The sequence below is a fragment of the Clostridium sp. UBA5119 genome, from assembly GCF_002414285.1.
Lineage (GTDB): Bacteria > Bacillota > Clostridia > Clostridiales > Clostridiaceae > Clostridium_J > Clostridium_J sulfidigenes.
Genome location: NZ_DHYX01000074.1, coordinates 1 through 5,506, shown reverse-complemented (window position 1 = coordinate 5,506; position 5,506 = coordinate 1). Strand labels below are relative to the sequence as shown.

Below are 5,506 nucleotides of genomic sequence, written 5' to 3'. Positions count from 1 at the left end.
TGTTGGGCCTTGTGGTCCCATACATCCTCTTGGACCTTGTGGTCCTGTTGGGCCAATACAGCAGCAACACTGTTGTTGGCATTGATTGTAATAAGGACATTGTGAGCAATTATATTGATACTCTGGACAATAGCTTGAATCATTACTATAATCACTATTGTCTATATTTAAACCTTGATTTGTATAATTTATTTGATTGATATTTTCATCATTGTAATATTCTGACATAAATGATTTCCCCCTATTATCTATATGAAATTTTATTTCTATTAGATTCATTATTATTATACTCACCTATAATAATAAATGTTCATAAAAAAACAATAAGGTACTAAGGGATTTATTTCTCTCAGTACCTATCTTTAAATTATATTTTTTATATTTATATTAACCCAAGTTTAATTCCATTCTTCTATTTCTTACTGACATTCCCAATGATTCATAGAATTTAATAGCATCTTTATTAAACTCCCATACAATCAACTGTAAAGATAAAGCTCCTTCTGATTTTGCATAACTTACAACATAATCAAAAAGCAATCTTCCAATACCATTCTTTTGCTTACTAGCTTTAACACAAAAATCATCTATATAAGCAACTGTCATTGTTCTAAGAATCTGAATACTTCTATGGGCCATAATTTTCACAATGCTATATGCTACTAACTCTTTATTAATATCTTCTACTACAAATACCTTTGTGTCACTGGTGCTTAATAACTCATAAAAATCTTCTTTTGTCAAAGGAGTATCAGTATTCATATAAACATCCGGTCTATTTTCAACATGTAAATTATGTACTTCTTTAACAAGATTATTGATCTCAATATAATCGCTTATAATTGCTTCTCTTACATGCAAATTCATAAAAATCTTCCTTTCTTATCCTTATATACTAAGTTATAATTTGATTTAAGTTATATATAATTTGCGCCCATTATCTATAGTTCTTCACGATAAATAAAATGCTTTATTTGCTTTGAATTATTTAATAGTAACTCTTTGGCATTTGTAGGATATAGCTCAACAGTTAAAATATCTTTCAAATATACCCATGAAAACTCAAGTTTAAATGAGCCATTATCTATTTTTTCAATCCCATAAAATTCTCCATTCAATGGAATTTGTGTATCTTCAGTTAAAGTAACTTTATAAAATAAGTTAATTTGATGACATGGTTTATCTCCCCAAGGAAAGAAAATTTCACCTACCCACTTTAAATTCTCTACCCTCTAATAATTATTACTTCATAAACCTGATTTACTATAGCCTCTACTGATAAGGAACCATCTATTACAAAATCAGAGTTTGGTTTAATTGAATTCAACGCTTCTAAATAACCTAATCGTCTACGTGATAAATAAACATCTAAATCTTGCCTTTAAAACTTTCAAATTTCTTGGAATTGCTTCATACCATTGATCAATCCCTAGCATATACACTTTCGACTTAAAGTCCGCTGAAAAAGAATCAATGGATTTTCCTTCTAATAACATATTGGTTTCTTCTTCTGTAAAAAATATATCTTCAATTATTTTCTCTTTTTGCTCCGAATTCATTGGACAAATATGCTGACAAGCCAAACAATCATATAAGGTGTGATGGGCAGTTATAGGAATCCTAATACATACTTGTGAAGCAAGCCCTAAATATCTTTGATAAAGTTTCAAATGGTATTGCTTGTTTATCAAATACTTGTAGTGCGCCTTTTGGTGTAATTTTATATTCTAATAACTCATCTTTATATTGAAATACTTCATCTACAAAAATATTTATATGATCATTGAATACGCGAATAACAATAGTTGTTCTATCTATATAGAAACATGGAACTTTAGTCCACATTTTTTCCTTTATAGCAGGAACTATATCGTGAATTATATTTCTAATGGACTCCAATCGTTTTTCTTTTTCCACTCCATAACTTGCAAAATAATCTGAAACTTCTTTACATTTAATCCCCATAATTTCCTCCCACTTTTATACTTAATAATTTAACTATAGAGTATACTCAGACTGTCAAAGTAATTTTTCATATAATCTAAACCAATTCAACCCATAGTTTCCAAGCCCTAAGTCAACGGTATCAATATATTTAAAACCACATTTTTCATATAGCTTAATTGCAGGTATATTACCTTCATAGACATCCAATCTAATTGATTTAACCTGTGACTTAATACTATGCTCAATAGCAAAATCCATTAACGCTTTACCTACACCACATTTCAAAAACTTTGGGTGTACTACAAATGTATATACTACAAAAACATCTGAATAATCAGACTTAAATCCCCATTCTGCATTATAATATGCAGGTTCAGGCTCATGGCTTAAAATAATAGAACCAACTATTTTATTATTATGCTTTGCTACATAAAGATTTCCATGTTTAACTCCATCAATTGCATTTTGCCGTACAGGATATATCCCTTTTTTCCATCCAGGATAGTTTACTCCTTCTGCTAAATGGTCATTTAAATCGTTATAAAGCTGTTCTAACTCATCAAAATCATCAGCTTGTCCTAGTTCAAAAACTATATCCATATATGTACCCCTCCAATTAACTTAAATTTATCTTCATTAGTCACTATATCCAATTAACCATTCTTCTCTCAAAATTGCATAGTGAACAACATCATAGAAAATACCTTTTACTTTTACTTCCTGTATGCCAGTTCCTTCATATCTCATACCACATTTTTGCATAACACGACCAGAGCCCTCATTTCCTATGTAGTGCGTAGCTTCAACACGATTCAATTCTAGTTTTGAAAAAGAAAAGTCTAATATTAGATTTAAAGCCTCTGACATATAACCCTTATTCCAATAACCTCTATTCAAAGCATAACCAAAACTCGCTTTATTATCTTCAATATATAGTCTTAAATCAATGCATCCAATACATTTTTCTTCTTCTTCTAATTCAATTGCAAAAACTCCACTTTTATCAATATAGTATGTTTTCACAACGTCCACTATTTCTGATATATCCTTATATGAAGGCCATGTTAAATATTTTGTTACAACATCATCACTGGCATATAAAAAAACATCATCTATATCATCCATAGTGAATGGTCTTAAAATTAACCTCTTTGATTTTAACATTAAATTTTCTCTTAAAATTTCATTGTAATCAATCACGTTCTACACCTCACTAAAATATTTTTCATACATCTAGTAATCAATCTCCTTCATTAATTCCAACAAATTCTCTGTTATATTTGTTTTTAAATCTCCATATTTTTCATCTGAATATTCATACTGACTACCATATCTTTGTTCCTTTGGATAAAAATAAGATGGTCTGCACTTATTCTCTTCAGGTTCCCAATCATAACGAGCTTCAATATGCGCATGTAAATAGTGATCTAAATTCATCAAAATAGAGTAATTAATTCTTAATGGATTACATGTTTTTATAATGGCGTCTCCTATTAATGTCATATCAGTTAAATATTGAGTTCTTTCTTCTAGAGATAATTCATTTAATGAACTCGCTCTCGGATATCCAAGAAGAACACAATATCCAGGCAGAAATTGATTATCTCCTATAACAGCAAAGCCACTTTTCATTTTTACCATTACTGTAGGATTTTTACCTCTTTCTGCAGAACCGATTCTATCACTCTTCCAACTATCCATAATATATCTTCTCCAAACATTATTTTTTAATAAATTTTTACTTATATTGTTTTTTCTTTATCCATTTTTAAATCTATCTAAAACTTTATATTTTACTGATTATTTATTCTTTTAAGTATTATTTCTCTATGCCTTGATATTTCCTTATATATTTCTTCTCTATATAGTACTCTTCCATGTCCTGGAACAAGAATTTCAGGTTCTAAATCTTCAATTAACTTTAATGTTTTTAGCCAATCAAGCCTTAATTCTTTATTTCCAAAAGCTAATGTAGGTAAAAAATCTGAATATATAGTATCAGCAACATATATAACCTTGTCCATTGGTTCATAGACCATTATATTCTTATCTGTATGCCCATTGGCTATATATATTTTAAGATTAACACCTTCAATTTCTAATTCTGTATCTCCCTTAATTTTTATATCTGTTTCAAAAGACTTAACCCCTTCAAAATATAAATAAGCCTCTTTATTTTTTCTTCTTCTTTCAATTATAATTTCATTATTGCATTCCTCTATATAACTATCTATCTCCTCTTGTTTTAGACTTACTCCCTCACGGGCTAATATTTTTACTCCTTTAGATTTGAAAAAAGAATTACCAAATATATGATCATAATGACCTTCTAAGTTAATAAGATAAGATACTTTATTCTCTGGAGCAACCGCGTTAGCGTATCCTAAAATAGTCTGAGCTGACTCTTTAGTAAATCCAGAATCAATAATAATAGTCTCCTTTTTTCCTATAATAAATCCTGCGTTAACAGAAAAACAATCAGCATGGGATAAACCTGTTAGACAATAACATTTATTTGATAGTTTCATACTTTTCCTCCATACTATTTTAATATAATCATTTTAACCAATTTTTTTATAATAGTAATTTTAAATGAAATTTAATAGATTAATTATGAATTACGCTCTTTTCTACTTTATACCTTTAACAACAAATTCATGTACACGGTCTTTTATAAAACCTACCTTTTCATATAGAAACCTTGCTTAATTTCCTTCAACTACCCAAAGTGCCACTGTTGTATATCCTTTATCTAACAATCTATTAACAGCATAGCTTAACAATGCTTTTCCATATCCTTTATTTTAATAGCACATTTTTACCATCTTTTATATATACGCTAAAAACTTTAATATTCCTCTTTTTATAAAGTTATACTATATTTTACATGGATGTAGTAAATATAAACCTATTTCTCTTATGAACAAATCAAAAAAATAAACTTCAGAAGCGTACTATCTCCTCTGAAGTTTATTTACTTATATATACTATTTAAATTTAACTTTATAAATCTAAGGCTTTCCTAACCAAGTTATAATCCCTTAGATTCACAGCATTTTTTATACTTTTTACCACTTCCACATGGGCAAGGATCGTTTCTTCCAACTCTTACCTTTTCTGTGTTAACTCTATTAGAATTATTTTTCTCTGTTTCTGTATACCCATTATATTTCCAAGCTGGGATTTTCCTACAAACCTCATCTATTGCATTAATTATTTCGCTTTCCAAAAATTCTGGTACAGAAAGATTATCAAGAACCTTCTTAATTNNTTACCTTCTAATTGATATGTTTCATATGTAAACTCCAGTAATTGTTCTATGCCATCTCCTGGTATATCATAGTTATCCTTAATAACTTTTATAAATTTTTTATAGTTATTTTTATCACCTATGTAATCTCTTCTACTAGCCTTAAACAACTCTGTTTTTGTAAGTTGTTTGTAGTCATTTGTTAATCCTTGTAATTTTAGAGCTTCCAACTCCTGTATATCGCATAAAAAACCATTTAATCCAAAACTATCTTCATAGATATACTCAGCACAAGTTTTTTCTCCCATA

9 protein-coding genes and 1 pseudogene are annotated in these 5,506 nt (G+C 28.8%); all 10 read right to left on the bottom strand.

What is annotated here, in order from left to right; translation table 11 throughout:
* Nucleotides 1–228, bottom strand: a pseudogene (locus B2671_RS11860) (hypothetical protein); the annotation flags it as partial.
* Between the two features lie 159 nt (nucleotides 229–387).
* Nucleotides 388–867, bottom strand: coding sequence for a GNAT family N-acetyltransferase (locus tag B2671_RS11855; protein ID WP_346870612.1), 480 nt, complete (start codon nucleotides 865–867; stop codon nucleotides 388–390).
* A gap of 74 nt (nucleotides 868–941) precedes the next feature.
* On the bottom strand, nucleotides 942–1,118 hold the full coding sequence (locus B2671_RS11850) for a hypothetical protein (RefSeq protein WP_346870611.1): 177 nt from the start codon (nucleotides 1,116–1,118) through the stop codon (nucleotides 942–944).
* Between the two features lie 231 nt (nucleotides 1,119–1,349).
* The gene (locus B2671_RS11845) at nucleotides 1,350–1,559 is read right to left on the bottom strand and encodes a hypothetical protein (protein WP_346870610.1); all 210 of its coding nucleotides are present in this window, start codon (nucleotides 1,557–1,559) and stop codon (nucleotides 1,350–1,352) included.
* A 61-nt stretch (nucleotides 1,560–1,620) separates the two neighbouring features.
* Nucleotides 1,621–1,965: a DUF1801 domain-containing protein gene (locus tag B2671_RS11840; RefSeq protein ID WP_346870609.1), complete on the bottom strand. Its 345-nt coding sequence runs from the start codon at nucleotides 1,963–1,965 to the stop codon at nucleotides 1,621–1,623.
* A 54-nt stretch (nucleotides 1,966–2,019) separates the two neighbouring features.
* Nucleotides 2,020–2,547, bottom strand: a complete 528-nt coding sequence (locus tag B2671_RS11835) for a GNAT family N-acetyltransferase (RefSeq protein ID WP_346867946.1) — start codon at nucleotides 2,545–2,547, stop codon at nucleotides 2,020–2,022.
* A gap of 36 nt (nucleotides 2,548–2,583) precedes the next feature.
* Nucleotides 2,584–3,147, bottom strand: a complete 564-nt coding sequence (locus B2671_RS11830) for a GNAT family protein (RefSeq protein ID WP_346870608.1) — start codon at nucleotides 3,145–3,147, stop codon at nucleotides 2,584–2,586.
* 33 nt (nucleotides 3,148–3,180) lie between these two features.
* Nucleotides 3,181–3,648, bottom strand: a complete 468-nt coding sequence (locus B2671_RS11825) for a hypothetical protein (protein WP_346870607.1) — start codon at nucleotides 3,646–3,648, stop codon at nucleotides 3,181–3,183.
* Between the two features lie 92 nt (nucleotides 3,649–3,740).
* Nucleotides 3,741–4,475 (bottom strand): MBL fold metallo-hydrolase, encoded by a 735-nt coding sequence (locus B2671_RS11820; RefSeq protein ID WP_346870606.1) that lies wholly within the window; start codon nucleotides 4,473–4,475, stop codon nucleotides 3,741–3,743.
* A gap of 503 nt (nucleotides 4,476–4,978) precedes the next feature.
* The gene (locus B2671_RS11815) at nucleotides 4,979–5,176 is read right to left on the bottom strand and encodes an SEC-C metal-binding domain-containing protein (RefSeq protein WP_346870605.1); all 198 of its coding nucleotides are present in this window, start codon (nucleotides 5,174–5,176) and stop codon (nucleotides 4,979–4,981) included.
* Nucleotides 5,177–5,506: the final 330 nt, after the last annotated feature.